Origin of the sequence: Streptomyces sp. NPDC003035, from assembly GCF_042888285.1 — a bacterium.
Classification (GTDB): domain Bacteria; phylum Actinomycetota; class Actinomycetes; order Streptomycetales; family Streptomycetaceae; genus Streptomyces.
In genome coordinates this window covers 1,058,099-1,084,307 of the sequence record NZ_JBIAPJ010000001.1, presented here as the reverse complement: position 1 = coordinate 1,084,307, position 26,209 = coordinate 1,058,099, and the positions used below count along the sequence as shown (strand labels likewise).

Annotated in this window: 13 protein-coding genes; 6 read left to right on the top strand and 7 right to left on the bottom strand. The window is 70.4% G+C overall.

The window, feature by feature from the left end; translation table 11 throughout:
• Nucleotides 1-313 precede the first annotated feature (313 nt).
• The 3 genes from drmC to drmA are packed head-to-tail and all read right to left on the bottom strand — an operon-like array spanning nucleotide 314 to nucleotide 6,812.
• Nucleotides 314-1,093 carry a DISARM system phospholipase D-like protein DrmC gene (drmC, locus tag ACFYV5_RS04740; RefSeq protein ID WP_389164349.1) on the bottom strand — a complete coding sequence of 260 codons (780 nt, stop codon included), beginning with the start codon at nucleotides 1,091-1,093 and terminating at the stop codon, nucleotides 314-316.
• A complete protein-coding gene (drmB, locus tag ACFYV5_RS04735; RefSeq protein ID WP_389164346.1) occupies nucleotides 1,090-2,985 on the bottom strand; it encodes a DrmB family protein in 1,896 nt (631 codons plus the stop codon). Before drmB ends, drmC begins: the two co-directional genes overlap by 4 nt.
• Nucleotides 2,982-6,812, bottom strand: coding sequence for a DISARM system helicase DrmA (gene drmA, locus ACFYV5_RS04730; protein WP_389164343.1), 3,831 nt, complete (start codon nucleotides 6,810-6,812; stop codon nucleotides 2,982-2,984). The genes drmB and drmA overlap by 4 nt, the downstream gene beginning before the upstream one ends.
• A gap of 204 nt (nucleotides 6,813-7,016) precedes the next feature.
• Here drmA and ACFYV5_RS04725 point away from each other — a divergent pair, with 204 nt between their 5' ends.
• Complete coding sequence (locus ACFYV5_RS04725; protein WP_389164340.1) at nucleotides 7,017-9,188, top strand: UvrD-helicase domain-containing protein; 2,172 nt, start codon at nucleotides 7,017-7,019, stop codon at nucleotides 9,186-9,188.
• 80 nt (nucleotides 9,189-9,268) lie between these two features.
• Here ACFYV5_RS04725 and ACFYV5_RS04720 read toward each other — a convergent pair whose 3' ends face one another.
• Together ACFYV5_RS04720 and ACFYV5_RS04715 are read right to left on the bottom strand one after the other, a co-directional pair.
• Nucleotides 9,269-9,487: a hypothetical protein gene (locus ACFYV5_RS04720; RefSeq protein WP_389164338.1), complete on the bottom strand. Its 219-nt coding sequence runs from the start codon at nucleotides 9,485-9,487 to the stop codon at nucleotides 9,269-9,271.
• Nucleotides 9,488-9,583: 96 nt separating this feature from the next.
• Nucleotides 9,584-15,334 carry an AAA domain-containing protein gene (locus tag ACFYV5_RS04715; protein ID WP_389164335.1) on the bottom strand — a complete coding sequence of 1,917 codons (5,751 nt, stop codon included), beginning with the start codon at nucleotides 15,332-15,334 and terminating at the stop codon, nucleotides 9,584-9,586.
• A gap of 587 nt (nucleotides 15,335-15,921) precedes the next feature.
• On the opposite strand from ACFYV5_RS04715, the gene ACFYV5_RS04710 reads away from it, so the two are divergent.
• The 5 genes from ACFYV5_RS04710 (at nucleotide 15,922) to ACFYV5_RS04690 (ending at nucleotide 25,268) form a co-directional block, all read left to right on the top strand.
• The gene (locus tag ACFYV5_RS04710; protein WP_389164333.1) at nucleotides 15,922-16,626 is read left to right on the top strand and encodes a hypothetical protein; all 705 of its coding nucleotides are present in this window, start codon (nucleotides 15,922-15,924) and stop codon (nucleotides 16,624-16,626) included.
• Between the two features lie 113 nt (nucleotides 16,627-16,739).
• Entirely contained in the window at nucleotides 16,740-19,286 is a 2,547-nt protein-coding gene (locus tag ACFYV5_RS04705) for a DUF262 domain-containing protein (RefSeq protein WP_389164330.1), read from the top strand.
• Nucleotides 19,287-19,321: 35 nt separating this feature from the next.
• A complete protein-coding gene (locus tag ACFYV5_RS04700) occupies nucleotides 19,322-19,930 on the top strand; it encodes a hypothetical protein (RefSeq protein WP_389164327.1) in 609 nt (202 codons plus the stop codon).
• Between the two features lie 763 nt (nucleotides 19,931-20,693).
• A complete protein-coding gene (locus ACFYV5_RS04695) occupies nucleotides 20,694-21,776 on the top strand; it encodes a MerR family transcriptional regulator (protein ID WP_389164324.1) in 1,083 nt (360 codons plus the stop codon).
• Nucleotides 21,777-21,965: 189 nt separating this feature from the next.
• Nucleotides 21,966-25,268 (top strand): type ISP restriction/modification enzyme, encoded by a 3,303-nt coding sequence (locus tag ACFYV5_RS04690; RefSeq protein WP_389164321.1) that lies wholly within the window; start codon nucleotides 21,966-21,968, stop codon nucleotides 25,266-25,268.
• On the opposite strand, the gene ACFYV5_RS04685 is transcribed toward ACFYV5_RS04690, so the two are convergent.
• Both ACFYV5_RS04685 and ACFYV5_RS04680 read right to left on the bottom strand, forming a co-directional pair.
• Nucleotides 25,263-25,682: a hypothetical protein gene (locus ACFYV5_RS04685; protein WP_389164318.1), complete on the bottom strand. Its 420-nt coding sequence runs from the start codon at nucleotides 25,680-25,682 to the stop codon at nucleotides 25,263-25,265. The genes ACFYV5_RS04690 and ACFYV5_RS04685 overlap by 6 nt on opposite strands.
• Nucleotides 25,683-25,799: 117 nt before the next feature.
• Complete coding sequence (locus ACFYV5_RS04680; RefSeq protein WP_364280499.1) at nucleotides 25,800-26,147, bottom strand: deoxyxylulose-5-phosphate synthase; 348 nt, start codon at nucleotides 26,145-26,147, stop codon at nucleotides 25,800-25,802.
• Between the last annotated feature and the right edge of the window lie 62 nt (nucleotides 26,148-26,209).

The window sequence follows — 26,209 nt, the reverse complement described above, 5'->3', positions numbered from 1 at the left end:
CCGACTGCTGAGTTCCTCGACGGACGATCAGGTCGACACGAACTCCGTTGTGAGGGCCGCATGAGCTCAGACGATATTGGCGTGTGCCATCAGCGCTGACCGCGAGGGCGTCACGGGGGGTCGCGGGTGTCGGAGAACGTCACCAAGGCACCTCCGGGTATGAGCAGGAGGGAGCCAGCAGCGTCGGGCCGGTTCTCGCCGGCGCCGGGGGACAATGCGGAGCGGCGCTCGATGATCCCTAGGTTTTCGGTTGCTGCCGCTTGCTCCCCCGCCGAGCGAGGTCTTCCAGCAGAGCGCCAGCACGGTTCCGTGGTCAGCCAGGAGCTTGATGCGGCGGCAAAGGCCTGAGTATGCCGAGGCGCTGCAATTCGACGATGTGCTCTGCCGTGCGCTGCGGTGCTTCACCGCCGGTCACCAGTACACCCGCCTCGATGTTGCGTCGAGCGGCGGACTCGGTCAGGTTGGCGCTGCCGAGCAGGAGAGTGCGACGGTCGGCGACCGCCAGCTTGGCGTGCTGGCGCGAGCGGCCCCGTTCGGCCGGGCCTCGTGCCCAGACCCACAGCCGCAGACCGGGCACGGACGCGAACGCTTCGGCCGGTTCCCTCCCCGAGAGCAGGCCGCCCGCGCCGGCCAGGGTCTCGACCACGACGTGCGTCCGGACGCCCCTGTCCACGGCCTCTGTCAAGGCCCTCGTCAGGGCGGGATACGGACGAGCCGCGTACGTCATCGCCAGCAGTTCGTGCCGTGCCTCGTTGATGACCTCGACCAGCACCTGAGCCGTGGCCCGCACCGGCACGGCCGGTGTCGACGGGCCGCTCCACACGGTGCGGACCCGGACCGTGTCTCTGGCCTGCCGTCGGGCGGCGACATAGCCGCGCACATAGGCAGCCGCCTCGGAGGCGGACACCGACTCCGACTCCATGGCGTCGTGCAGCACTGCGACGGCCTCGCTGACTCCAGGTGTCGCCAGTTCGGTCAGTATCCGTTCTCTGGTGCGTCCCTGGGCAAGCAGGCCGGCCAGGTCCTTGCTCCGCGAGAGGCCGAGGGCCGCGATGGCGGCCTCGGCAGCTCCTTCGAACGCGGGTCGGCTCACGGCAGCAGACCGACGGGGGTCAGCACCGGATCCTTGTCGCCGGTCAGCGGAACGAGGAACCGACGGTCCAGGAACCGGTTTCCGCGCTCACACGTGGTCTCCGACACGAACAGACAGACATGGCACGCGGCTCCGTGGAGGAAGTCGGCCGGGTCCTGCGGCAGACGCTCGGCGCAGAGCGGGTCGGCCGAGCAGTGGCGGGCGCCGGTCAGGGCCCGGCGCACGATCCGGTCGAACTCCCGTTCCTCGGCCAGGGACACCAGACCGCCCAAGGTGCCCTCGGAGTCCGGGACGGCGGTGTAGATGAGGATGCCCGTCCTCGGATTCTGTTCGTCCCCCGCGTAGATCCGCTCGGCGAGCGAGGCGGAGTTGTAGCCGCACTCCAGGGCGATGGTGCGGATCAGCAGGTGGGAGAGGGTGTGCAGGGCGATGTACCGTGCTCCGGGCCAGCCGTGGTAGGGATCGAATTCACTGGTCTTGCGGTCCGACTTCCGGTTGGCGCGGAACCGCGCGTACGCCTGTCTGTGCGCCTCCATCTGCGGCGACTTCTCCATACGCGCGGTCCACTCGGCCATCAGACCGTCCCGCACGCGCAGGAAGACGCCCTCGCCTCGCACCTCGCTGGCGGGTACCCAGTTCCGGACCCCGCGGGACAGCTCGACGCGCGTGGCGATCTCCGGCGATTCGGGGTCGGGCGCGTCGAGCCTGGTGAACCCGATCAGTGCCCGTGCCTCACGCAGCCGCTCGACCTGCCTGATGTCGGCGAAGAACTCGTTCAGACGGGCCCGTACGGGCACCTGCCGGAGTGCGAAATCGTCGCTGGGGGTGGGAACGGGACCGGAGAGCGCGTCCCATTCGGGGCCGAAGAGGTCGGCCTGGATGTCGGGGGCGGAGGGGGCCGGTCCGGTGGTTCCCCGCTTGCGTGCTGTGATCGCCGCGACCACCGCGTCGGCGTCGAAGTCCTTGAGGAAGGTGAACTTGGGCATGCGCGCCATGAAGTCGAACTGACCTCGGTCCTCGATCAGTTCGAGGTCGGGCCAGTGGTCGTCCAGGAGCTTCCCGATGTCCCCGCCCTGCGCCTTGGGCAGTGCGAGGGCGCTGAGGGTGAGCGGGAACCACTGGTTGGACGCGCCCGCCACCATCAGGACCGGCTCCTGGACGCAGCCGTTCGTCTCGTAGACGCCGAGATGCGGATGCCGGCCACGGCACCGGGGCAGGTTGCGCCGGCCTCGTTCGCCCATGGCTTCCCGGATGTTGCGCTTCACTCCGCAGGCGACGCATTCGATGGTGACGTTGGCGGCCTGGTTGCCGCCGTGGTCCTTCATCCGGAGCTTCGGGCGCGGTGTACTGCCGCAGGCCTGCCCCCGGTGCACGTACGTGGTGTACGGGAACTCGTCGAGGTGTCCGGCGGTGCAGACGAGGGTGAAACGGGCCGCCACGGCCAGCGGCTTGCCCTTCTTGCAGTCGTGGACGAACTTCGCCTCGTGCGGTGTCCGCGGGTTGGCGTTGACGAAGGCGAACTCGCCCGAGTCGATCGCGGCCAGCACATTGCACGCGGTGCAGCGCAACCACTGCGGGAACGGCGTGACGGGCACTCCGACCCCTTGCGCCGCCCAGCCCTTCGGGTCCGTGTCGGCGCCCTCCAGCCAGGGCGCGGCACGCAACTGCTCGATCTGGCCGCGTCCGTAGCGCTGGAGCGACCGGTTGACGGCGGCGCGCAGCCGGGGTTCGTCGATGTCGTAGTCGGTGACACCGGAGTGACTCCAGGAGTCGGTCCCCCGGATCAGGACGGAGAAGTTGGGCAGGTCGACGAGGGCGCCGACCCCGGCGGTGAACATGAGGTGGCTGGGCCGTACGGCGCCGACCCTGCGGTTGCTGCCCTGGCTGCTCATCGCTGTGCCTTCCTGACCGTGCCGGCCGTGACGGGCCCGTACTCGTCGCTGTCCACAGTGCTCGCGGTGTCCGGATCGGTGTCGGAGTCGGCCCCGGAGGCGCCGAACGTCCAGTCGGGTCCGTCGCCCGAGGGTTCTTCCAGGAAAGAGCCGCCGCCGGGAAGGAGCAGGTTGATCTCGTTCTCCGTCTCACGCATCGACATGCCGACGGTCAACTCGGTCCACCGGGATCCGTCCGCCCGTCGCAGCAGGCCGTTCACGACGGTCGTCTTGTGCTTCTCCTTGCGGTAGGCGAGGGCCGAACTGCTCTCGTCGCGCTTGCGGCGCCATTCGTCCTTGAGCCGGTCCAGTCGTTCGCCGAGGTATTCGCGGGCCCTCTCGCCTCCCACGCGTTCCGCGCGGTCGAGGAGCCGCCGTTCGACGTCCTGGGCGAGCGGTCCGTCGAGGTCGACGTGGTGGGCGTCGAGGTTGCGGGAGGATTCGTAGGTCGCGTGGCGCAGCGCGGCGACGTAGGTGGCGGCGACACCGCGATCGAGCGCGCGGCGCGTGTACGGGGTGACGGACAGGGCTTCCACCTGGCGGTAGAACGTCGCGTGATAGTGCTCGAAGTCCTCGTAGTGGGCGAGGTCCCGGGGACGTGACCAGTTGTAGAGGGTCACCACCAGGCCCGGACGGGCGGCGTCGCGGCCGACCCGGGAGGACGCCTGGATGTACTCGGCGGTGTTCTTGGGCTGGCCCACGACGAGCATCAGGCCGAAGCGGGAGACGTCGACACCCACCTGCAGCATGGAGGTGGCGAGGACGACGTCGACGGCCTGTCGCGCGATCGGCGTCATGGACGCGCGGGGTTCACGCTTGTCCTTCATGGCGGCGGCGTACTCGCGCAGGAAGGCCCGCCTGCGCTCCGATGTGTCCCGCTCGGGGTCGAACTCGATCTCCAGCCGCTTCAGGGCCGCGCCGATGTCCGACGAGGAGATGCGGGAGGTCAGTTCCTGGATGCCGAGCATCCCCGCCCTGCTGACGATGCGGTCCGACAGGGTGTCCTGGCCTTTGCGGCTGCCGTTGGACCGCACCCGGGTGGTGATGTCGTCGTCCATGTACCGCCGCATGCCGGCGAGTTCACGGGTCGCGTTGAAGTAGCCGACGAGGGTCATGTACGGGTCCGCCGGCCTGCCGTGGTCGTCGAAGAGCTGCTGCGCCGCGAGCAGCAGGATCTCCGCGACACGGATCTCGGCGGCCTTGAGACGGGTGCCGTGCGCACAGACACCGAGGTAGCGGCGGCCGGGGTTCTCCCGGCTCAGTTCCACCTGCCGGGAGAAGAAGGTGTCGCCGACGTCCAGCACCTGGGGAGGGAAGACGGCGACCTTGCGGCCGAAGACACCGCGCACCTGGTCGGCGGCCCGCTTGGTGGTCGCGGTGGAGGCGACGATCTTGGGGCCGACTTCGTGCCGTCCTCCGTGCGCGTCGGTGAAGCTCCACGTGCACAGCTGGTCGACAGCGGCCTCGAAGAGGCCCACGGTGGTGCCGAGGGCTCCGGAGATCAGGTGGAGCTCGTCCTGGATGATCAGGTCCGGAGGTCGCAGGCGGGTGACGGGCTGGGAGGTGACGCCCGGCAGGTCGCCCCTGGCGTTGTGGCGGCCGCCGCAGCCGGTCCTGGCGTCCAGGTCGTCGTGGCGGTAGCCGTGGCGGGGGCACAGCTCGGTGACCCTGCCGAACAGCAGGCCGGAGTAGCCGTTCCAGGGGAGCTGGGCGAACTTGTCGACCGTCGCGATCAGCAGCGAGGGCGCCAGCCGGTAGATCTCCTCGTCGACGGTGAGCACGGGGATGCCCTCACCGAGCGCTTCACGACGGGAGAAGGGGCAGCGGTCCTCCCCCTCGCCGCGAGGACAGTACAGCAGGACTCTGCGGCGGCCTTCGTCGTACTCCATGTTCGAGCGGGCGGTCAACCCGCTGCCGCACCAGGGGCAGGTGAGGACCTGCAAGACCCGGGCGTGTTTGTCGCTGGCGTTCTCCTTGGCTTCGGCGATCTGTTCCTTGGCCTCGTCGAACCAGTTCGGTGAGACGGAGGTACCCACCCAGAGACCGATCCGGAAGGGGGTGGGTCCCCAGCGCCGGTCCCGCGCGAACTCCTCGCGGCGCAGGACTTCGCAGGCACTCACCAGGGCGGCGGCGCGCTGGAACTGCTGAGCGGTCAGCAGCCGCAGGGTGTAGCGCATGAGAACGCCCACGCCCGCCTCACCGCTTCGGGCTTCCGTACCCGAGCCCATGGTGCCCTGGAGACGCCTCAGCGCGAAGGTGTAGGCGGCGAGCCCGAGATACGCCTCGGTCTTGCCACCACCGGTCGGAAAGAACAGCAGATCGACGAGGGCTTCACGGCCGGTACCACGGTGCGGGTGTCCGGGCTGGGTGAGAGAGTCGATGTTCAGCAGGACGAAGGCGAGCTGGAAGGGGCGCCAGCCGGCGGCCGCCTTGCCCTTGCCGTACACCTCGTCGTAGGCCTCCTGGTAGGACCGGGAATCGTTCTCACGGCCGGCGCGGGTGGCCGCGATGGCCGTGTTGCGGCGCTGCAGGGCCATGGCCCGGTTGGCGAACCGGAAGGCCTGCAGGGCGGTCTCGTCGGCCACGAGCCGGTCGATGCCGAGGGTGATGCGGTCGCATACCTCGAGCGCCTGGTCGATCGCGGTCTCGGCCGCTTCTCGCAGGTCCTCGGGAAGTGAGGCGGCACTGCGGCGCTGCCGCTCCAGCCACGTGCCGTACCCGTCCGCCAACGGGGCGAGGGCGGTGCTGAGTTCGGCCCGGCGGTGGGGCACGGCGAGTGCCGCCAGCTCGTCCATGCCCAGCTCCAGCCCCTGGAGGAGGCCCTGGTCCTCGAGTGCCGGCGCGGTGGTCGCCCTGACGTCGTACTCGGGAAGCCAGACGGTGGTCAGGCGGTGCGCGTTGCGCTCTCCGTCACGGACGTGCGCGTGAACGGCGACGTTGCGGCCCGTGGCGTGGCTGAGGCTGTCCCGGTAGAGCAGGCGCAGTCGCCGCTCCTCGGCGTCCTCGGGCGCGTCGTCGTGGCCCGCCGGGTCGAGGGGGTCGTCGACCGGCAGGAAGACGGCCGCCTGGTCGTCGGGAAAGGCCGTGACGTCGATCTCGGTCTGGAAGAGCCAGTGCGCGTCACGCGCGTCCGCGCTGTCCGGCTGCCGGTTCACCAGGGCCAGCTCCACTATGCGCAGGTCCTCGGCGCCCGTACGGCCGGTGTGCCGACGTACCTGTACGTCGAGGACGACGGTGTCGCCGTCGAGCTGGACCGTGCGGTCGGCCCCGTCGGTCACGTCGATGTCCACCAGACGCTCGACCGGCTCGCGTGACCAGACCCTGCGCGTCGTCCCCCGCTCGGTGGTCTCGTCCGACTGGCTGTAGCGACCCCAGCGGACGGTGGCGCTGAGCGTGCCGACGGAGGCCGGAGCGGTGAAGGACAGTCCCATGGAGGATGCCCAGATGTGTCCGGCGGCCTGGGGGCTCAGCCGGTCCTGGAGGTCGCTGTCGTCCCCTTCCTGCTCGTCACCCGACTCCCCGTCCGCGCCCTGGGCGGCCGCTCGGGCGATCCGGTCCGCGGTGACTTCCTGGGGGCGCGGTCCGAGCATGCCGACCAGGTACCGGTCACGGGGACCGGAGGAGGCGCTCGGCAGCGTTTCCGTCTCACCGTCCCAGGGACCCAGCAGATCCCGGCGGACGTAGTGCACGAGGGCGTCGCGCACCGCGTAGGAGTCTCCCGCGCGGAAAGTCTGGGGGACTTCGTCGAGCGGATGCGGAACAGCGGCCTGGGCGGGCTGGGCCGGCATGCGGTGGGTCCTTTCGGACAGGGCCGTAGGAGCACGGATGTGCACCGGGGGTGTGACAGCACGAGAAATATAGACCCGTTGACTCAGTTCACACAACGAATACGGGGGTTCCATCGCTCGCCGTCCCGTCAGTCTCTAGGCTGGTGCCCGCTCACCGCCCGCCTCACCGCGCGCCCACCGCCCGTCCGCGACCCGAGGACTCCCATGCCCCGTCTCGCCCTCTCCGACGACTTCGTCGCGGATCTGATCTCCCTGCAGAGACCTGTCCAGAAGGAAGTCAACGACACGATCCAGATGTTCCGGAGCCTGACCGTGCCTCAGCTCCACGCCAGCAAGGGAATGCATCTGGAGAAGCTCGAGCGGGCGCGTGACCCCCGGATCCGTACGATCCGGGTCACCAAGTTCTACCGGGGCGTTCTCCTCGCCCCGGACGACGGCAGCGAGTTGTTCACCCTCCTCAGGGTGGCACCCCACGACGAGGCGATCAACTGGGCCTGCAAGCGCGCCTATTCGGTCAACGGCGCCACCGGAGGCCTGGAGGTCCGCAACGTCGAGGCACTCGAGCAGATGGAGACCTACTTCGAGACGAAGGCGGTCCGGACCCCGGACCGGCTCTTCGCTCGCCACTCCGACACCGTGCTGCGTGACCTCGGCATCGACGAGCAGGTCATGCGACTGGCGCGCGTGTGCGTCACCGCCGACGACCTGACGGTCATGGCACCCCCCATGATGCCTGTCGACCAGTACGAGGTACTGGAGTACCTGGCGGCCGACTGCTCGCCCCAAGACGTCTGGGAGCAGCTGATCGCCCCGCGCGGGCAGACGGTGCGCACGGCGGACGACCGGCCGGCCGTCACGCTCAGCGAGGCGATCCTCAACACACCCAACCGCATCGTGGAGGTCACCGGCCCCGGTGAGCTGGAGCGGATCCTCACCGAGGACTTCGTCCGCTGGCGCGTCTTCCTGCACCCCGCCCAGCGCCGGTACGCCTACCACCCTGGCTTCAACGGGCCGGCTCAGGTGACGGGCGGCCCCGGCACCGGCAAGACGGTGGTCGCCCTGCACCGGGTGCGGCACCTACTGCGCACCGGACGCGAGGGCGACCGGATCCTGCTCACCACCTTCACCAATGCCATGGCGAGCGCCCTGCGGGACAGCCTGGCCCTGCTGCTCGGCGATGCCGACGCGCGGCTGCTCGACCGGGTCGACGTCACGACGGTGGACTCGCTGGCCGCCCGGGTCATACGGGAGGCCAGGGGCAGCTCGCCGAAACCGCTGTCGGCGGCAGCGGAGAAGAGCGCATGGACCCGTGCCGCCGCGCGCGAGGACCTTCCCTGGTCGGAGCGCTTCCTGTCCCAGGAGTTCCGGAACGTCGTACTGGCTCAGGGGCTGCGGACGCCCGAGGAGTACCTGAGATGTGTGCGCAGGGGACGCGGCACCCAGGTGGGGCGGGTGCAACGGGCCCGGTTGTGGCGGGTCATGGAGCGGTTCACGGGGGATCTGGCCTCGCGCGACTCCGCCACGTACACCATGGTGTGCGACCAGGCCGCCCGGATTCTGGCCGAGCAGGGGCCGCGCTACCGTCACGTCGTGGTGGACGAGGCACAGGACCTGCACCCGGCCCAGTGGCGGGTGCTACGCGCCTGCGTGGCCGAGCGGGCCGACGACCTGTTCCTCGTCGGCGATCCCCATCAGCGCATCTACGACTCCCGGGGCTCGCTGCGGTCCCTGGGCGTCAACGTGCGCGGGCGAACGTCCCGGCTGCGCCTCAACTACCGCAGCACGGAGGAGATCCTGCGCTGGTCCGCCTCCCTCCTGGACGGTCAGCCGGTGGGCCGACTCGGGGAGGACGACGAGGACGACGGTGGTCAGGACTCGCTGCGGGGCTACCGTTCCGAGCTGCACGGCCGTATTCCGGTGGCTCGCGGCCATGACAACCAGGACGGCGAACTGCGCGCGCTGGTGGAGCAGATCCGAGCATGGGTCGACCAGGACGGCGTGAAGCCGTCCGAAGTGGCGGTGTGCGCCCGGTTCAACACACTGGTCGACGCGGTCATCGCCCGCCTGCGCCGGGAGGGCGTCCCCGCTGTCGCGGTCAAGGACGACCCGGGGCCGGCGGTGTCGGGTGTGCGCGTGGCGACGATGCACGCCATGAAGGGACTGGAGTTCCGCTGTGTGGCCGTCGTCGGCGTGACGTCCGGCGTGCTGCCGTTCGCACCGCAGGTGACGCCCGCCGACGAGGACGCCGTGCAGCACCGTTCGGATCTTCTGGCCGAGCACTGTCTGCTCTTCGTAGCCTGTACGCGGGCGCGCGACGCGCTGGCGATCTCCTGGAGCGGCGAGCGGAGCCGCATGCTGGACCCGGTCACCGGCTGAGCCGCACCAGGCCCTGCCTCGCGGACCGAAGGGTGGGTCCGCGAGGCAGGGCCGTCCTGTCAGGGCGCCGTTGGACGCGGTCAGACGCGGATCTCCCGCACGACGACCGTGCGCGCCTTGCCCTGGGAGGCGTCGTACGAGATCTCGCGTCCCGCCGGCTGCCAGGCCAGCGCGTGGCCGAGCGGAGAGGACGGAGAAACGATGTCCGCCTCCTCGGTGGGCAGTTCGGCGATCGTGTACAGAGTGTCCTCGTCCAGCCAGCCGTCGAACTCCAGACGGAGCAGCGCGCCCGGGATCACGGCCCCGGGAACGGCCTCCTCCCTCCCGACGCCGACGGCGTCGAGGAAGGTCCGCAGGAAGGCGAGGCGCTTGGCTCTCCGGTCGCGCTGTTCGGCCTAGGTCCTCCTGAGGAAGACCAGCTGGGCCGCGTCCGTTCCCGCGGGGGTCTCGAGGGGAGCGTCGACCGCCGCCTGCAGTTGCTGCACTTCGCGCACCAGCCGCTGGAAGGCCGCGGCGGGGATCTCCCGGACCGGCAGGGAACCCTGTCCGGTCGGGGCGGGCATCGCCGATCGGGCAGGGGCCGCCTGCCGTGCAGCGGGCGCCGCCTCGGACACCGTCGCCCCGGCCTCTCGTGCTTCTCGTGCGGAAGTGGGCCGCCTCGCCTCGGTCACGGCACGCGGCCGCGCCTGAGCGGGCGTCGCTCGTCGGACCTGACCACCGAGGGACTCGCGCGGGTCCGTGGCCCTGGGCGCGGGCACTGCCCCCAGGACGGCCGCAGCCGGCGCCGTGTCCCGGCTCCCGGTCCCACGGCTCGATGCGCCCTGCGGCTCGGACGGCACGCCGCCATTGGTCACGACAGCACCACCGACCTCTGCCCGGGCGACGTCACCGGCCCGGCCCGCATCCTCCGCCTCCGCCTCTGCCTCCTCGCCGCCGGCCGTCATGTCACCGCCGACCGTCTCCTCGCCGGTCACCTCCACCCCGCCGGTCGCCGCGTCGTCGGTAGCACCGGAGTCCTCCGGCTCCCGGCCGACCGGTTCGATGCCCAGCCGTTCCAGCTCGGCCCACAGCGGGGCCAGCGCCTGCTCGCGGTCGAGGTGGAAGCGGCTGCCCCGGATCCGGACGAACGTCCAGTCGACACGTTCCAGGTCGCGCTGTCTGGCGGCCGCGGTGGAGGCGTCCTCGCCCTCGGCGAAGGCGTCACCGTCGCAGGCGACCGCGAGGCGGCGCGTTCCGCCCTCGACGACCAGGTCGATCGTGTGGCGGCCCACCTTGTATCCCGGACGGACCCGGTGGCCCCGTGCCGTCAGTTCCAGGTACACCTGCTGCTGGAACAGGCTGTCGAACGCTTCGTGCCGGACGTCGGGAAGGACTTCTCCCTCGACCGCGACGACGTCCTCCTCCGCGGGACGGGTGAGGTGATCGAGCCACCGTCGGCGCAGGTCGTTCTCGTGGAACTGTTCGGCCCGCGCGCTGTGGAACACCCACACCTGGTCCTGTGCCCGCGAGGCCGCCACGTTGATGCGCTGCTCGTAGGTCCTGCCGTTGAAGCCGCCCGGGACCTCTCCGGCGGCCGTGGTCGCCGAATTGACGAACGAGACGAACATGATGTGCCGCTCGTCGCCCTGGAAGTCCTCGGCGTCACCGACCCGGATGCGCCGCTCCTCACGCTGCTCGTAGTCGAGGCGCTCGGCGAGCAGGTTCTCCAGCTCCGTCAGGTGTCCCTTGCTCGCTCGGAGGCTGATGACGCCCATGGTCTTCCCGTCGTAGGCGGGGTCCGCACAGCAGCGCACGATCGCGTCGACCAGGGCCTCGGCCTCGGCGACGTTGGTCAGCCGGGTGTTGGCACCGACGGCTTCGCCGGTCTCGACGTACACCGTGCGGACCGGGGGCAGCCGGTCGGCGCCGTACTGCCGCAGGGGCAGCAGATCACGGTTGTAGCAGAGGTCGTTGGAGAAGGAGATGATCTCCGGCATGCACCGGAAGTGCTCCTTGAGCATGAGCGTGCCGCGGCCCGCCGAGAGCGCTTCCGTGAGGTCGAAGAAGCTGGACTCGGGGCCGAACAGGCTGCGGACGTCCGGTTCCAGCGCGGTGAGCAGACGATCCCTGAGGTGGAAGTACTCGTCCTGCTTGAGGCCGACATTGGACGGACTGACCTGCTTGCTGTCGCCGACGACGACCATGCGGTCGGCGAGCCAGCTCAGCAGCATGGCCTCAAGGCCGGACTGGCTGGCCTCGTCGACGATGACGACGTCGAACAGCCCCGGCCTGTCCATGGGTACGGTTTCGGCGACCTGGTGCAGGGGCATGATCCAGGCCGGCACCGCCGTCTGTGCCTTGCGCAGGGCGGCCTGTGCGTCACGTCGATAGCGGTGCTGGTACTTGCCCTTGATACGGCGTGCGGCCTGCTGGTAGGCGCTGAGTGCCCGGGACTGGTCGCCGGTGAGCAGACCGAGGCAGCGGTGCCAGGCACGGGCGGCGGCGAGCCGCGCGAGCATGATGCGGGCCTCGTCGTCGGCTTCCGTCAGCCGTCGACGCAGGGCTCGCTCGGCCTCGGGATCGGTCAGCCGCTCCATGCGGTCGCGCCACGCGGACCAGGCCCAGGCCTCGGCGAGCGACGGCAGTCCGGTGTCCCACACGCTGTCCGCGTGCGTGCTCACGATGCGGTCCGCGAGTGCCGGGAACGCCTCGCGGACACGTGCGAGGGCCACGTCCTGCTCGGCTCGTAGCCGGACGGCCTCGCGCACTTCCGCCATCTCGTCGCTGAAAGCGCGGTAGCCGTCGGGGTCACGGTCACGGACGGTGCCGAGAGCGCGCACCACGGCGGGTGACACATCGGGGCGGTCGCCCCAGGCACGCAGCAGTTCCTCGGTGTCCGCGATGACCTTGCGCGACTGTTCGGCCGCGCGCAGGGTGGTCGACGCGCGCAGCAGGATGCGTACGGCGTTCTCGACCGACGGGTCGTGCCACGTGGCGACCGCGAGCGCCGGGGAAGTGGCCGCGGCGGTCAGCACGTCGGTGCGGGCGGCGGCGACGGTGAGCAGCGCGCCCAGCGCCTCCGCTTCCTGCCGCAGTCGCGCGAGGCGCGGCCCGTGTCCCTGCCACGCGGCGACGGGCGTGCCCCACTCGGACTCCACCTGGGCCAGGCGCAGTTCCAGCTGGACACGGGCGAGGACGACGGCCGACGTCGGGGCGTCCTCCGGCGCCCGGCCGTCGACGCGCACGCTCTCCGCGAACGCGCCGACCGCCTTCGCCAGCTTGGAGCGCATGCCGAGGGGCCCACGCAGCTTCTGCCCCTGGCCGAGACCGTCGTGCAGTGTGGTGACCTGGGCGAGTGCCGTGGCCGGGTCGTACTGCTCCAGACCGCTGACCATGGCTGTGCCCAGGACGGCGAGCGAGCTGTCGACGGCCGCCAGGGCTTCGGTGACGGCGGCCCGCCGGCTGCGTGCCTGCCAATCCTGCCCCTCGGTCACTTCCCTGAGGAGCGTCGTGGCCCAGTCACCGGCCGCGGCGGCGAGGGCCGCGGCGCGGGCGCGGGCGGTGGAGAAGGCGTCGAGTGCCGAGGACAGCCGCTGCTGTTCCCTCTCGCCGAGGCTCCTCACGGCCGTGTCGTACTCCGCGCACAGCGGGTCCTGACGCGCGGCCGCGTGTGCTTCCTCCGCCGACCCTACGATGCGTACGGCCTCCTCGAAGTCGCCGGGGCCCGGCAGGTCGGAGGGGCCCGGCACCTCGGCCGCCAGGGCCTGGTGGTGCGGGGTGTACGCACGGGTGGTGTGCAGTAGGCGCAGGGTTTCCTCGGCGCTCAGGGCGGGCTGTTCCTGCGGTACCGGACCCAGCCAGTCGTACCGTTCCGCCTCCGTGGTGAGGCGCTCGGCGATCTCCTGCAGGCTGCCGCTGTAGTCGCCGATCTCCGCCTCGAAGCGGTGGGTCTCCTGCTCGCGCAGTACGGCGAGGTCGCGCAGCATGGCCTGCTGGGCGGCACGGGCCTGGGCGAGGCGGGTCTGAAGAGTACGGATCCTCTTGCCGGAAGCCTTCTCGTCGTAGCCCGCGTACTCGCCGAGAATCCGCTGGACGGACGACTCCAGCTCCCGCTGGGCGGCCGCGCCGTCCTCGGTGCGGCTCACGCACAGGTCGCGGATGGACTCGGGCAGCTTGTCACGCAGCACGCGCAGGGCACGCGGGGTGTGGCTGGTGATGAGGACCCGCTTGCCCTGGGCGAGCAGGTCGGTGACCAGGTTGGCGATGGTGTGGGTCTTGCCGGTGCCGGGCGGTCCCTGGACGACGACGAGCCGGTTGGCGCGCAGGCGTTCGGCGATCGTGCGCTGCTCTTCGTTGGCGGGCAGTGCGAAGTACATCTCGTCATCGCCCTGCGCCGTCCCGTCGTCCTCCTCCGCCGCCGCGAGGTCCGCCGCGGTCAGCGCGCCGTCCCGGCCCGCGATGTGACCGAGCAGTGCGGTGGGCGGCGTGCCCGCGTCGATCTGCCGGGCGATGGCCTTGAGGGCGTCCATGGTGGAGCGGCGACTGCGCTCACGCAGGACGAGCGCGGGGGCGAGTCCCACCTGCGGGACATCGAGGCCGCGCGGCTTGGCGCGCTCGACGGTCGGTGCGTAACTTCCGGCGCTGTGGGCGGCGTTGACCCAGCTACGCAGGGCGGTGTGTACGGCGTCGAGGTGTTCGGGGTCGGTGACGTCCAGGGCGTCTTCCAGTACCTCGACGATCGTCTCGCGCACGGCGCCCGGCACGTGCTGGGCCCCTTCGAGCATGCCTTCTTCAAGCTCCAGGCCCGCGCCGGTGGGGTCGGGGGCGGCGGTGAGCGTACCGGTGGACGGGTCGAGCCGGATGGTGGCGCGATGGGTGATGAGATGCCGTTCCACCCGCTGCCCGGCGGTCGTCTGCCAGGTGAGCCGGCCCAGCCCGAGGACGAGTTCGTACGCCTCACCGAGGCCCGCGGCGTCCTCGTGCATCTTGTGCAGCCGGTCGTACAGCCTGACCGCGGGGTCGATCGCGCGGCGCCGTTCCGCCCAGGCGAGCCATTCCTGCTCCCAGGCGGCGTACAGCTTCTCGATCTTCTCCCGCCGGGGGTGTTCGTCCAGCTCGTGGTAGGTCTTGTCGAGCGGGATGCCCCGGGACCAGTCGGGGAACTCGGGTTCGATACGTCGGCGCAGGTGCGGGGCGCGAGGCTCCTTGAAGTCGCGGATACGGGTCCCGTCCACCCAGGGCGCGAGCAGGGCGTCGGGGTGCGGCGCGTCCTCGCGTTCGGGGCGGGCGACGGTGAGCCAGGCCGGGTCGTCCCCGGCGAGAGCGCCGTCGGTCATCACCTCGACGCCGTCGTCGTCCGGCAACTCGTCGAACCACACGGTGCCGGCCGCCCCGTCGAGCGTGCGCACGGGACGCGTCTTCGATTCCTCGGCCTCGGCGAGGAACCGGAAGATCTGCCGGACGCGAGCGGCGTCCAGTCCGTCGGCGGAGACCTCCGGGACCAGCGATCGGGCGGCCTGGCCCCCCGGACCGGTCGGCCGGGCCGGGACGGCGCCGACTGCGGCCGGAGGGGTCGCTCGCCGCCCGCCCGTGACCGGGACGGTGTGCCCGACCCCGGACTCCGTGGCGTCGTCCGGGTCCGCGAACAGCGACTGCTGCCGCTCGCCGAACAGCACGGACTGGTCGAACGCCATCGGCGCGGGGCGCCCGGCGACCACCGCCGCGGCGGCCTGCGCCGTGCCGAACGTGACGCTCTCCCGGTCGCGTCCCGGGAAGCGGACCTCGATGTCCAGGTCGCCGGCGGTGCCGGCCGGAATGCTGTAGGCCCACGTGACGGAGACCCTGCGCCCCGCGCGCAGGGTGCCCTTGAGTTCCTCGTCGAGCACGTCACCGTGCTGGTCCCGCACCTGACGGGCCGTCTTGCCGTACGGCCCTCCCCGCACCAGCAGGGTGACGCCGTCGACGTCGAGCGGCTCCCCGGTGCCGTTGCTCAGGTACAGGGTGCAGCGCACCAGGTCGTCACCCTCCCGGTACCCGTGCCCGCCGTCGGCGTCCGCCGGCACGTAGGGCACGACGTCGTCCACCCGTACGTACAGGCCGTCGTCGTACTGGTAGACAGAACCGACCGGTCGCAGGCCTTCGCCCAGCCCGCGCTCATCCTGACTCACACGCCCACCCCACCACTGCTTCCGAGGGCCATCCGGTGGCCCCTCCGGCCATCCCGCCCCGACCACCGCGAGTCCGGCGACATGACGCCCCTCGCCACGGAAACTCGACTGTGAACTGAGCACACAGCGCGAGCGTATCAGCAAAGCGGGACCACCACTCCGCCACGGCGACATCCGCACGACCCGCCTTCGACTAGCGAGCATCGACGGCCCCGACAGACCGCGTCGGCGACTTCGGGCAGGATGCCCGGCACTTCCCCACACAGAGATGTTGACTCAGTTCACGGAACACACCAAGCTGTCCCTTGACGTCATACGAAGAAGGGCAACAGCGCCGTGCACAGGCAAGTGAGCGACGTACCGGCCCAGTTGACGATTGAGTGGCTCACCCGCGCCATCAGCGGGGCCCGGCCCGGCATCGCCCGGGAAGCCGGAGTCGTCACCGGTGTGAGCCCGGAACCGGGCGGCCCGTGCCCGGCACCGCGCGACACCAGGATCGACCGCCCCGGAACCGGCCGGACCGGCTTCGGACTTGGCCGTATACCGACGCACTCGATGCGCTCGCGATCCGAGAGGACCAGAACCCCATGAGTAAGGCCGATGACGCCAAGAACCTGGTCCAACAGGTCTTCGAGAAGGCGTTGGTCGCCCAGCAGCCGACGGCGAGGAAGAACGTCGAGCGCCTGCGGCGAGTCCACCCCGACGACACTCCGCAGGAGTTGATCCGCCGGCTGGATCGCTACTACCTCGCCGCCATCACCGCGTCCGGAGGAGCGTCCGGCGCGGCAGGGATCGTGCCCGGCGCCGGGATCCCGACGGCTCTGGCCGATGTCATGCTCTACACCGAGGCGTCCGTGCTCTACACGCTGTCGCTGGCCGAGGTCCACGGCACGCACCCTGAGGACCTGGAGCGACGCAAGCTCCTGGTCCTGACCGTCCTCCTCGGCGACGGAGCGGTGAAGGCGCTGGACAAAGCCGTCGGGCGCACCGGCCCGTACTGGGCACGGCGCATCGTCAGCGCGATCCCCATGAGCGCGATCAACAAGGCCAACAAGGTGCTGGGGCCGCGGTTCATCACCAAGTACGGGACCCAGCAAGGGGTCCTGGTACTGAGCAAGCAGGTACCGCTCGGGATCGGTGCCGCACTCGGCGCGGGCGGCAACCACGTCCTCGGGCGCCTGACGATCAGGTCCGCGCGTACCATCTTCGGACAACCCCCGTCGAGCTGGAACGGCGATGGCCCTGAGGACGAAACGCCCTTCGCTCCCGACTCAGGGGATTCGACCCCGTAACGCCGTTCCTCGGACGGATGGATCAAGGCGTCTCCCGGCGCGCCGCGAGACGGCGGAACGTGAACGGACCCGGCTCACGCCCCTGTCAGGGGTGCCGCGTGGAAAGGATGCGCATGCGCGCCCAGGAGATCAGCTTCCTGAAGCTCGTCCAAGGGGACAAGCAGTTCCAGGTGCCGCTCTATCAGCGCACGTACAGCTGGGGCAGGGAGCAGCTGCAGCGGCTGTGGGAGGACATCGGGGAACTCGTCGACCAGCACCTGGCCGGCGAGCCGACCGCGCCGCACTTCCTCGGCTCCGTGGTGCTCGCACCCGGCCAGATCCAGGCGGGCGGGGTGCAGAGGTGGCTGGTGGTGGACGGACAGCAGCGGCTGACCACGCTGATGCTGGCGTTCACCGCGCTGCGCGACCACTTGAAGGAGACGGGTGACGCGCGCGGGGTGGACCGGGTGCACCGCCAGATACTGGTCAACGAGTTCCACGAGGGCGCGGACCACTACCGGCTGCTGCCCACCCAGGCGGACCGGGACGCGTACACCGCCTGTGTCCGGTCCCGGGCGGGCGCCGGCGGAGGCGACAACATCGGGGCCGCCTACCGGTTCTTCCGCGGTGCGCTCACCGAAGGCCATGAGGCGGGTGACGAGCAGTGGGCCGCCACGGTCGAGACGGCGCTCAAGGACCTCCTCTCCATCGTGGAGATCACCGCCGAGCCGGGTGACAACGTGTACCGGATCTTCGAGTCGATCAACAACACGGGCGTCGGGCTCAGCCAGAGCGACCTCCTGCGCAACTACGTCTTCATGCTGCTGCCCAAGCAGGGCGAACGGATCTACCAGGAGCTGTGGCTGCCCATGCAGCGGAGCCTCGGTCCGAAGCGCCTCGAACTCCTGGTCTGGCTCGACCTGGTGGTACGCGGCCACTACAAGACGAAGCAGAGTGAGATCTACCGCGAGCAGCAGAAGCGGCTCCAGCCGCTGGCCGGCGACGAGGGCGCGCTGCAGCACGAGATCGAGCAACTCTCCGAGCGGGCCGGGCGGTTCCTGCGGATCGTCGAACCCACGCGTGAGCGGTCCCCCGCCCTTCGGGCGGTCCTCGAGCGTCTGGCCGCCTGGGGTGGCCAGACGCACTACCCGCTCACGCTGCACCTGCTGGACCTTCTCGACGCCGGCCGGACCACGCCGGACGACGTGGCGCAGGCCCTGGGCTACGTCGAGTCCTATCTGGTACGACGCCTGATCTGTCAGACGCCGACGACCGGCCTCAACCGCATCTTCATGGAAGCGCCGAAGGAGCTCGAGACCGACCGGCCGGCCGCCGAGGCGGTGAGGCGGTTCCTGTCCGGCCGACGGCGGCGCTGGCCGAGCGACGAGGAACTGCGTGAGGCGGTCCGCACCAAGCCGTTCTACTGGGCCGGGCGCCCTCCCCAGCGCGGCTACGTCCTGCGCCGCCTGGAGGAGAGCTACGCCTCCTCCGAGCCCGTGGACTTCGCCAAGGCGTCCCTCAGCGTGGAGCACGTCCTGCCACAGCGTCCCGCTCCCGCGTGGTTCGACCTGCTCGCCGAGGAGACGGAGCCGAACCAGACCCCGCAGGAGCTGCACGACCTGCTGGTGCACACGCTCGGCAACCTGACGCTGACCGGTGACAACTCCAAGCTCTCCAATCATCCCTTCGAGCGCAAGCAGCAGATCCTCGACTCCAGCGCGCTGCGCATGAACCTCGAGATCTCCTCGGCACAGCGCTGGGGCAAGGCGCAGATCCTGGAGCGCGCCGACCGTCTCGCCGGCCGCGCCGTGGAACTGTGGCCCGGTCCGATCGGAGGCGTCAGGCAGACCGGTGAGGAACCGCCGGCCTGGGTCGAGTTGCGGGCCGCCCTGGTGGCGATGCCGAGCGGCACCTGGACGACGTACGGCGACGTCGCGGAGCTGATCGGCAGCCACCCGAAGCCCGTCGGGGCCTACCTGGGCGCCAACACGCACCTCCTCGGCGCCTACCGGGTGCTCACCGTGGAGGGGAGGGTCTCCCCGTCGTTCCGCTGGACGGACGGCAGTGACCGGCTGCCGCCGCAGGAGCTGCTGGCGAGCGAGGGAGTGCGCTTCGACTCCCTCGATCGGGCCCACCCTTCCCAGCGCCTGTCCGCCGCCGAGCTCGCCACTCTGCTGGGCAGGGACGTGGCGCAGCCCGCCGCCCACGACCCGCTCCCCGAGGGGGAGGACGCGGCGGCGGCCGAGCGGTTCCGCGCGCAGTTGCGGGAGAACCGGCCCGCCGCGTACGCCGGAGTCATGACGATCCTCGACTTCTGGCGCCGCCAGGGCGGCCATGTGACCTACGGCCGGCACGAGGAGACGAGCTGCTTCCCCATGCTGGACGTCGGGACCAGCCGTCAACCGCACCTGATGTGGCCGGTCGCCGTCTACCCCGTCAGCGGAACGGTCGAGGTGGTCTTCCAGTACCTGAAGAACCGCAGCCCCTTCGACGACACGGAGCAGCGCCGGGAACTCCTGCACCGCCTGAACAAGATCGACGGCATCGACCTGCCCGAGGCGAAGCTGGAGCTGCGCCCGTCCTTCCCGGTAGGGGTCTTCGCGGAGCACGCCGACGAGATCTGCGAGGTGCTGGACTGGTTCGTCGGGGTGGCGGCGCTGGATCTGGCGCGGAGGGACTGAATGCGCGTCGGGATCTCCCGGAGGAGACATCACTCATGCGGTTACTGAACGACCTCACGCTGACCCGGAGCACCGGGAGACCACTCGCGAAGACCGGAATGACCTGTGCCGGAGAAATGTCCCGGGCGAACGCCGTCGAGTGGGATCTACGCCTTCCCGGGCAGCCTTCCCTGACGGTGCACGACAACCACTGGGCGAACGGCGAACGCGATCTGGTGGTCCACAAGCCCACGGTCGTCCCTGAAATGCCGGCAGCCCTCTCCAACCTGCACAACCGACTGCGCACCGGGATAAGCCCCTCCGCAAGGTCTGGGGAACTGCGCGTCATGGTGTTCCCCACGCATGTCGACGCGCAGGGCAGGCCACGGATCAAGAAGTCCCTCACCACACTGGACCTCGCGAACGTCGTGGGGCTGTGCCGCCTCAGGGAGCTGACCGCCAGGGAGGGGGTCAGTTTGGCGGCAGCGTTCGACCGACCGGATCTGCCTTCCGTGGACCTGGACGACCCGCAGCACGAGAAGCCCCTCCAGCACGCCTTGTTCTTTCCCGCCGCGGATGGCGAGACACCGGTGGTCGCCTTCGTCCGCTTCCGGATCGTGCCCGTTCTGCGGCACATCGGCTGGCTGTCGCCGGACGACGACTGAAGGAGGCGGTAGCTGTGCCGGACCGACCGTGCCGAGGCACCGTTCACAGGCTCGACGGCCGGACGATCTGCTTTACGGGTCGTGTTCTCGTCGACGGCGAGTGGAGGGTCAGAACGTACTGCGCCGAGCGAGCCGGGCAGCAGGGCGCCGACCTCCAAGAGCGACTTCTCGCGGAAGGTCACCCTCGTCGTCTACGGCGATCTGGCCAGCAAGGTCCTGACAGACGGCCGTCGTGCCCACAGCAGCACACTCGTGGACGCCGAGGCGGAGCGCAGCCGGGGACGGCACGTCTGCGTCGTGGACGCAGCCGGCTTCTCGGAACTGCTGCGGGGGCGTCCCGCACCGTGCCTGGAGCTGAGAAGGGCGCGCACGGGACGCGTGCGTCCCGTCGCGGCCGCCACGACCGAAGCACGCGTTCTCGGTGGCCCCCTCCGTTTACGGAGGACCGGCCGACGCGCCTCCGGTGATCGCACTCTGGACCTCAGCCGTCTCGACGAGGCGGCCGCGGCGCACGAGGCGACGGTCGGAGCGCTCATCGCGCACCTGTCCCGCCAGGGTATCGAGGCGTGTACGTACGCTTCCGGCGCTCCGGAGTTCGACGCCGGGTGGTCACGCGGTGACGACGTCTTCGTCAGGGAACACCGTGCGCGTACTTTCCCCTCGGGCCGGTCGGGGCCGGGCGGCCGTGGGACACTCCCGGACCGTGGCCGGGGTTGACCCTCGACCTTGTCGAGGGATCAAGGTTCCGGGTGTGGAGAACGACATGCGCAGCATCGGGGAGATGGCCCGGGACGGCGGACTGAGCGTCAGCGCGCTCCGGTTCTACGACCGTGCCGGTGTGCTGGTCCCCGCCTGGGTGGACCCCGTCAGCGGCTACCGCTGGTACGAGCCCGAGCAGCTGGAGGAGGCCCGATTGCTGGCCCGGCTGCGCCGGGCGGGCATGCCGCTGGCCGACATCCGGCTCGTACTGGCCGGCTGGGCCGGCGCGGACGCGGACCTGGTACGGGGTCTCCTCCAGGCGCACCTGCGCCGTCTCGAACAGGGCCTGTCCGACGCCCGCGGTGAGTTCTCCACGCTCCGAGCGCTACTCGACCACAGGGAGAACCCCATGACCGCGCCCCGCACCACCCTCGCCCGGCTGTCCGTCCCCGCGCCGGAGCTGGCCGCCGCGCTGGACGCGGTCCGGTTCGCCGCCGGTACCGACGCCGAGCTGCCGATGCTCGGCGGGGTCCTGTTCGACATCGAGGGCGAGGAACTTCGTCTGGTGGCCACCGACCGCTACCGGATGGCCGTCGCGCGGGCGCGCACGACCGGGCACGCCGGGCCGGGGACGCAGGTGGTCGTGCCCCTTCCGCTCGCCGACGCGATGCGGGCGCTGCTGACCGGCGAAGGGTCCGCCCGGCTCGCGGTGGACGGTGACCGTGTCACGCTGGAGACCGACGACCGGCAGGCATCCGGCCAGAGCCTCGGCCCCGAGTTCCCCGACTACCGTCGTCTTGTCCAGCTCCCCGCCGGCCGCCGGGCCCACGTCGACACGGCAACCTTCCAGGAGGCCTTGAAGACCGGTCCGGTCCGCGCGAGCGAGACGCGCGGGCAGGACGGCGAGCCTTACGACCTCAGCGTTCTCCGGGTGACGGAGAAGGGGACCGTGATCGTGTGCGACGACGGTGACGACGACCGGAACAACGTGGCCGTCAACCGTGAGTTCCTGCTGCACGCGCTCATCGCCGGAGCGCGGGACGAGCTGATCCTGGAACTGGGCGCGCCCACGGCACCGCTCGCGATCCGCCGACCCGACGACGAGGGCGCCTTCTCGCTCCTGATGCCGGTTCGCCTGGAGGAATAGCCTCCTCCGTCCGGGAGGAACAGCCTCCTCCGTCCGGCATGGCAGGTTCCGTCCGGAACACGACGGCTGGGGGCGCACCTCGGCCGATCTCCCGCACGCCCCTGCCCAGGGGGATGTCGCTGTCCCATACTTCGCCTGAGGGGTTGGTCCCGGATCTCGTCCGGGACCGGGGCGATGGGGGGACGATCCATGGCTGACGCACGTCTTCAGTGGCTCCAGGAGGCCATTTCCGCCTTCGGCACGGAGTGCAGACGGAACCTGCTGGGCCCGGGTGACCGCGAGGCAGCCATCCGCGGTCCTCTGGAGCAGCTGTTCCGCACGACAGCCGCGCACCACGCCCGCCCCGAGATCGGCTGGTATCCGGAGACCCGCATCCCGCACCTAGGGGTACGACCCGACTACGCCGTACGCGTCGGCAAGGACGTGACCGGCTACATCGAGGTGAAACGGCCCGGAAAGAACATCGACCCGGACTCCTTCACCGGTCACGACAAGCGACAGTGGGAACGGCTCCGCGACCTCCCCAACCTGCTCTACACCAACGGCACTCATTGGCGCGTCTTCCGGTACGGCACGCAGATGGGTGACGAGATCGTCCTGTCGGGATCCTTGAAGAGCGCCGGTGAGAAGCTCACGGCCGTCGACCTCGCCGCCTTCGACGCACTGACACAGGCCGTGCTCTGCTGGAAGCCGCCGGAGATCCGTCGCGTCTCGGTACTCGTCCAGCACATAGCTCCGCTGTGCCGCCTGCTGCGCGAGGCCGTGCGGGAACAACTGCGCGCCGAAGCAGGGCTGAACGCCGCTGACTCGACGGCCGACCGCCCTTTCACCGGCCTCCGAAGCGACTGGCGCCGGCTCCTCTTCCCCACCGCGGACGACGCGACCTTCGCCGACGGCTACGCCCAGACCGTCACCTTCGCGCTGCTCCTCGCCCGCACCGAGCACATTCCGGTCACCGGCACGAGCTTCCACGAGATCGGTCGCCGCCTCAACGCGGGTCACGCCCTGATGGGCAAAGCCCTCCAACTGCTCACCGACAACGTCAACGAGCGGTTCGAAGTGACCCTGAACCTCCTCTCCCGTACCGTCGCGGCCGTCGACTGGGAGACCATCCGGCAGGGCAACCGTGACGCCTACCTCCACCTCTACGAGTCGTTCCTCTCCGTCTACGACGACAGCCTGCGCCAGCGCAGCGGCTCGTACTACACCCCGCACCAGGTCGTCGAGGAGATGGTCCGGCTCGCCGAAGAGGTGCTGCGCACCCGCCTGGGCAAGACACGCGGCTACGGCGACGAGAGCGTGCACATCGTCGACCCCGCGATGGGCACCGGCACGTATCTGCACACCGTCATCGAGCGGGTGGCGCGGCAAGCGGCCGAACGGCACGGCGACGCCATGGCGCCCGACGCGATCGGCCGGCTCGCCGGGCGACTGTACGGTTTCGAGCTCCAGATGGGCCCGTTCGCCGTCGCCGAACTCCGCGCGGCCGACCTGCTGAAGAAGCACGGTGCCCCACTCCCGCCGGGCGGCCTGAACCTCCACGTCACGGACACGCTCGACGACCCCTACGTCCAGGAGGAGCAGCTCGCCTCGACGTACGCGGCCCTCTCCGTGTCACGCGCCCGCGCCAACCACCTCAAGGCCAACGTCCCCGTCACCGTGGTCATCTCCAATCCGCCGTACGACGACAAGGCGGAGAACCGCGGCGGCTGGATCGAGAAACGGATGAAGGGGCAGGGCCGTCCGCCCCTGGACGACTTCCGGTATCCGGGCAACGGCCGTTATGAGCACGCGCTGAAGAACCTGTACGTCTACTTCTGGCGCTGGGCCACCTGGAAGGTCTTCGACGCCCATGCGGACGACCGGCACGGTGTCGTCTGTTTCATCACCCCGTCGGCGTTCGCCACCGGCCCTGCCGGGCGGGGCATGCGCGACTATCTGCGCAGGACGTGCGACGAGGGATGGATCATCAACCTGTCGCCGGAGGGACAGCGCTCGGACGTGGCCACCCGTGTGTTCCCTCATGTCGCCCAGCCGTTGTCGATCTGCGTGTTCGTACGGCGGGCGGATCACGACTCCGGCCGTCCGGCGCGCATTCACTACCGGGCGCTCCAGGGCAGGCGGGCCGAGAAGTTCGCTCAGCTCCGGGAGGTGCGCCTGGATGACGGGGGCTGGCGGGACGCGCACGCTCAGGGGGTACGGCCGTTCACTCCGGCGACCTTGTCGGGGTGGGACGACTACCCGGCGCTGGACGAGGTGTTCCCGTGGGGAAGCCTTGGCATCACGTCGAACAGGTCCTGGGTGAACTCGCCGTCCGAATCGGTCCTGCAGCGTCGCTGGGCCCGTCTGCAGACCGAGGAGGACCCGAAGGCCAAGGCCTTGCTGTTCAAGGAGACACGGGACCGCCAACTCGGTCGACGGGTCGCCTGCTTACCCGAATTTCCGCATCCCGACCGAAGCATCGACGAAGAATCCGGCACCCACCCACCACTTCTACGAATTGCCCGGCGCAGTTTCGACCGCCAGTGGCTCATCGCCGACAACCGGGCACTCGACTTCCCTCGGCCTGACCTGTGGGAGTCGTTGCAGCCGGGACAGGTGTTCCTCAACCAACAGAGCAGCCACGAGATCAGCAGCGGTCCCGCACTGGTGGCGACCGCGCTGTTACCGGACACCCATCACTTCAACGGCCGAGGCGGAAGGGTGCACCCCGTGCTCCATCCCGACGGCGGCGCCAATGTGCCCACGGGGCTGCTCCGGTACCTGGCCGGTGCTCTCGATACGGACGAGCCGACCGTGCACGACCTCGCCGCCTACGCCGTGGCCGTCGCCGGGCACAGCGGCTTCACGGAGCACTTCGCCGACGACCTGCTCACCCCTGGCGTCCGGTTGCCCCTCACTCGCGATCCGGCGTTGTGGAGCGAAGCGGTCCGCGTCGGCCGTGAGTTCCTGTGGGCGGCGACCTACGGCGACGCCGGCACCCCTCCGGGCGGGCAGGAGCCGGGCCGGGAGAGCGTCGCGTTTCCGGTGGGAGACCCACGACAGGTGCGGTACGAGACGGGGATCGGCTCCGCCGTGCCGGACACGCTCGGCCATGACGCGGAAACCGGCACTCTGCGCGTAGGTCCGGGGGTGTTCACCGGTGTCCCGCCGGAGGTCTGGAACTACGAAGTCGGCGGGATGAACGTCGTCAAGAAGTGGTTCGGTTACCGGAAGGCCTCCCCCACCAGCCGGAAGACGAGCCCGCTCGACGACCTCCACGTCACGTCGTGGCCGAAGGAGTGGACGGAGGAGCTGATCGACCTGTTGTCCGTTCTTCGGCGGTTGGTCGACCTCGCACCCGTACAGCAGGCGCTCACCGCGAAGATCGTGAGCTCACCGGTCGTCACCGTCGCCGACCTCACTTCGGCGGGCGTGCTCCCGCCGCAGCCCGGGGCCGCGCGCGCACGGCGCCGCGTCGTCCTGGACTTCGGCCCGCCGGACGAGTCATGAGCGGCCGGCGCCCGTCTCCCCCGTACGGACGTAGGACTTCGCCTGTTCGAGGGTCCATGTCCCTTCCGCGAGACGTCTCAGAGCGAGTCCGGCGGAGCGGGGTTCTGCGCCCATGGACACGGTGTCGGCGAAGGCCGCCACCGCGCTCAGGCGCGTCGTCAGCTCGTCGCACTCCGCCGCACGAAGGGTCGCGGCTCCCAGCGCAGTGAGCGCGAGGGTGCCCGGGTCGCCGTCCCGGCGTTCCACCAGCCCGGTCCACACCAGGGTGGGCAGGGCGTCCCGGATCTCGTCCGTGTCGAGGTCGCGAGCGAGATAGGCCTCCGGCGCGCCTTCGGGCGCCGGGAGGTCACACAGGTCCAGTTCCTGCAACAGGTGTTGTTGGAGCGGCGAAAGCTGGCCACTGGGAACGAGCATGTTCCCAGTATGACCCGTGCCGTGCACGACGACGGTGACGACGGCCAGGAGAACGCGATCGTCTGTCGCGGGTTCCGTCACACGCGCCGGAACGGTGCTCGTCCGCGGCCGTTCTTCTCAACCGCGCGACGGGGAAGAGGGCACCTCGTACCGTACGAGTGACCTCGCGAAGGGTTCGCCGCTGCGCCGGGCGTACGTCATCCGCTCGCGGACCTCGCTCAGGGTGCGGGGGCGGTATCCGGGGCCACCGCAGCAGCTCTTGTGGAAGCGGACGCCGGCGTGCAGCAGCACGGACAGCGTCCGCCAGGCCGCGGTGTCCCGGCGGCGCGGGGCGGCGAAGGCGGAGCCCACGTGGATCAGCGGCTGCGCACAACGGGGGCAGACCCGCTGTCTGTCCCTGTCGTAGGGCTGCTTGTACGAGGCCCGGCAGGGCAGACAGACGTAGGAGGTCTTCGCGTGGGCCATGACAGGAGGGTAGGCGCCACCCGGATGGAATTCGACGGGATTTTCGGCAGCGTGGGTCTCAG